The organism is uncultured Veillonella sp. (assembly GCF_900545205.1).
Lineage (GTDB): Bacteria > Bacillota > Negativicutes > Veillonellales > Veillonellaceae > Veillonella.
On sequence record NZ_UQYC01000107.1, the window covers coordinates 1 to 4,183 of the forward strand.

4 protein-coding genes are annotated in these 4,183 nt (G+C 38.3%); 3 read left to right on the forward strand and 1 reads right to left on the reverse strand.

All coding sequences use genetic code 11. The annotated features are described in order from the left end of the window. Window positions 1-53: 53 nt before the first annotated feature. The gene (locus tag QZR70_RS08535) at window positions 54-1,496 is read right to left on the reverse strand and encodes an amino acid permease (RefSeq protein WP_287499292.1); all 1,443 of its coding nucleotides are present in this window, start codon (window positions 1,494-1,496) and stop codon (window positions 54-56) included. A 285-nt stretch (window positions 1,497-1,781) separates the two neighbouring features. On the opposite strand from QZR70_RS08535, the gene QZR70_RS08540 reads away from it, so the two are divergent. The 3 genes from QZR70_RS08540 to QZR70_RS08550 all read left to right on the forward strand — a co-directional run. Beyond that, entirely contained in the window at window positions 1,782-2,294 is a 513-nt protein-coding gene (locus QZR70_RS08540) for a pyridoxamine 5'-phosphate oxidase family protein (RefSeq protein WP_295794508.1), read from the forward strand. 239 nt (window positions 2,295-2,533) lie between these two features. Then, complete coding sequence (locus tag QZR70_RS08545) at window positions 2,534-3,199, forward strand: hypothetical protein (protein WP_295794510.1); 666 nt, start codon at window positions 2,534-2,536, stop codon at window positions 3,197-3,199. A 67-nt stretch (window positions 3,200-3,266) separates the two neighbouring features. After that, window positions 3,267-4,183, forward strand: a 917-nt coding sequence (locus tag QZR70_RS08550) for a hypothetical protein (protein WP_295794512.1), incomplete at its 3' end; no start/stop codon positions are given.

Below are 4,183 nucleotides of genomic sequence, written 5' to 3' on the forward strand. Positions count from 1 at the left end.
TACTACGGGCTTATAGCCCGTGAGCAAACCACCCGTTTTACGGGTGGTTCTGATTAGATGATGTAATCGTCAGAATCATCTTTTTTAGGTTTTTTGTAAATTTCTTTTACACCAGCCATTTCGATAAGTTCTTCGCTGAGAGCATCTTCATCGTCTGTATTAAGCATGGAGTAGAAGGCCCAGAGGATAACGAACCAAATCGGTGTAAATAAGAGGGCAATTCGAGTATCTTCGTTTAAGGCGAGAATACCTAGAATGAAGATAAAGAATGCAAGGATGATGTAGTTCATCACAGGGAATAGAGGCATTTTAAATTTAGATTGTGCCGCTAATTCAGGATTTTTCTTGCGGTATTTGAGGTGACAAATAACCATCATGGCCCAAATAAAGATGAAGCAGAATGTAGAGATAGAAGTAATCATAACGAATACTGCTTCTGGCATTACATAGTTGAGTACAACCGTAATCAATAGTACAGCAGCAGAGAAGATTGTTGCTTGGTATGGTACGCTACTGTGTGTTAAGCGACGCATAGAGCTTGGCGCATGACCGCGTTTAGCAAGGGCATAAATCATACGGCCTGTACTAAAGATACCAGAGTTTGTAGCAGATGCAGCAGATGTAAGAACTACGAAGTTTACGATGCCTGCAGCGGCTGCAATACCAACTGCGGTAAATACGGCCACAAATGGACTAGCAGATGGGTTAACGGCTGTCCAAGGATAAATACTCATGATGATAGCCAAAGAGCCCACATAGAACAAAATAATGCGTAATGGGATGTTGTTAATCGCCATAGGGATAACCTTTTCAGGATCTTCTGTTTCACCAGCTGTCAAACCTACGAGTTCGATACCTGTGAAAGCGAAAACAACCATTTGGAATGATAAGATAAAGCCCATCGTTCCGTTCGGGAACCAGCCTCCATAATTCCACATATTACTAAAGGCGGCAACACCCGCATCTGTAGTAAAGCCTGTAACAATCATGATGATACCGATGATGATAAGGGAGATAATGGCGATTACCTTAATTAAGGCAAACCAGAACTCCATTTCACCGAAGTATTTTACAGCTGTTAGGTTCATCAATAGCAAGGCCACTAAGACGACAAGGGCCGGTATCCATTGAGGCAGCCATGGTATCCAGAACTGCATATAGAGGCCTACGGCTGTTAAATCGGCCATGGCTAGAGAAAGCCAACAGAACCAGTATGTCCATCCTGTGATAAAGGCTGCTCGATCACCTAAATACTCTTCTACGAAATCGATAAATGAGTGGTGGTTCAAGTTAGACAATAATAATTCGCCTAATGCTCTCATGATAAAGAAGCATATAATACCTGTAATTAGGTAAGCAAAAATGATGGATGGACCTGCCAAGTGAATGGCGCGGCCGGAGCCTAAGAATAAGCCTGTACCGATGGCACCGCCAATGGCGAGCAACTGTACGTGCCGGTTCTTAAGGCCCCGTTTTAACTGATGCGTATCAGACATAGTAAAGACCTCTTTTCTACAAACCATCTACAAATATAAAAAGCCATGGATGACCATAGCCTTTATAATCTATAGAATCTATAAAACTATTTTCTTATCATACAGTATCTATTGTAAAAAGTCAAATGTATTTATACAGTAGACAAAACAATAGAAACAGTATTATTAATATACGAATAAAAGAGAAATTATTCATATTTTAAAACCATACTATGTCTAAAAAGCTTTTCAGGATTTGCTATAATGATATGTAGATTATCTTTTATATACAATCGTGGAGGCTATATGAGACGACAAGATCGTAAGGTTACAGATATAGATGAAATTAAGGGCATTTTAAATAGTACTCGTATCATTCACCTAGGCATGATGGATGGTGATTACCCTTACGTAGTACCCCTACATTTTGGATACGAATTTATAGATGAGGTGCTTTATATCTATGTACATGGGCATCATGAGGGTAAGAAGTTTGACTTGATTAAAGCAAATCCGCATGTATTTATCGAAATTGATGGCAGTGATGAGGTTCTTGTTTCAGGTGGAGATATTCCTTGTAAATATAGTTCAGTTTATTCCAGTGTCATGGGACGAGGATTGGCGACTTATTTAGAGAGCATTGATGAAAAGACTCATGGATTACAAGTTTTGATGGACCATCAAACAAATCGTGAATTTGCTTTTAGGGAAGCTATGGTAAACTCTGTGGGCGTAGTTCAAATTAAAGTGGTGGACTATACTGCAAAACGACGAAGACAACTTGAACAAGATATTATTATGCCTCCATTAACTAAATAATGATACAACATCCTATTGAGTTCTTTTAAGATATAGCGCTCAGTAGGATGTTTTTTATATATCAAACTCGTAAGCCCTAGAGATAGTATTAGTTGATGACTATACTTTCACAAAAGGAAAGATAAAAGTTTTGTGAAGTAGCTAGGGCAACAGAATCGGTGGCTTGATTCTGATATAAATAAGAAAATATATCATTATATGTGTGAAGTATATTATAAATTTTTATAATAGGAGAGAGTATGAGAAAAACAATATGTAAGTCAATTTTTGCTGCTATAGCTGTTGGTTTACTATCTGTAGGAAGTGTAACAGCAGATACTGTAGACACTGCTATATCTACAGATAATTCTGTATCCACTAAAACGCTTAAGCTAGGACATAATTTTAAAAATGTCGAGCCTAGAATGGATGGTTTACAGTGGCACTTTCATGATTGGCCTATAGAGAATACAAAAAAGGCGCATACTTTTAACGGAAAGTTATTAGAGGCAGCGAAGAAGCTTCCATATGAGGTTAAGGCCCCTAGTTATATCCCTTATGGCTATGAAATTTATACAGTACGTCAAGACAAAAATGATGTATTAGAGGTGGTATATTTTATAAAAAATTCCCAAACATATCGAGTTGGGAAGAAAAACTCTGGTAGTATTTTCGTTTATAGAATGGGCTATTCAGTGGAAGATGTAAAAGATGTACCGTATGTTCCCGGTGAGTATAAGAATTTTGAATGGTCTGAACAAGGTGAAACTGGTGAAGTCTTTTACACCGGTGATCCAGCAGCACAACTAATTCGCAGCATTACGTGGACGAAGGACGGTATGGCATACTCCTTATTGTTCTTAGAATCTGTGAAATCAGTTGATGCTGAATCCTATAAGGAGCATGTGGAGCCTATGAAAATATAGATAGCTCACGTAGCAATTTATTTGGAATAAAGCGGTAACATGTGTAACCGCTCAAAGAGGAGAGAATATGAAGAAAATAATAACATCTGCTGTTTTATGTGCCGCTATGGCTACGGCAGTAAGCACCTTTGGCGTACAGCCAGTTAGTGCTACATATCCGTTAATAGATAAAAATGGTAATACTGTTCCTGTTGAACGAGATGTAGATAATAAAAAGCTTATTGATGATAATGAAAAACTCGCTGATCGCTATCGTTGGTATGATCAAGTTGGTGATAATGATTTAGTCAAACCTAACATAGAGAGTGCTGCGCAGGAATTTGGATATCCTATACAAGTTCCGTCTTATATGCCTAAAGACTATGCAGTACGCGATGTAACGGTCAAGGACCATGATGTATTAGAAATCGTTTATACAGAATCAGGCCATGATGGAGAATATGGTCCGAAATTAACCTTCTCTAATACAGATATTGTATATCGCATGGGTTGGGCTATCGATACCGTAGTAAAGCCTATATTAGAAAAGACAAATTACAATGCTAAGGATGCAGTTAGCTTTACTACCCCTAATGGAATCTCTGTACATACGTTAGGTTCTAGTAAAGACGCTATTCAGATTGCTTACTGGGAAAAAGATAATAAAGTATATATGCTCTACTTTGCTTCCTCAAGAACCCAAAACTATGTAAGCAAAATTGTAGATTCTGTAGGCCCTTTGAATAACGTAGCCGCTGATGATACTAGGTTACGTGGTGATCGCAATGATAAGCAACATGTTGAAGAAAACGATGCGAAAAAGGTTAAACCAAATGATGAGCCTGAATGGCCTCCTTATGAAACGATTGGGTTGCCATTGCGTACACATACGAATTCCGTATGGCCTATACTTACCAGTAAATCCAAGGGCTTACCAAGTGGTGTAATTGATGCATCTCATAAGGTGTCCTATGACGTATCTGTACCAAGTTATTTACCGCTTGG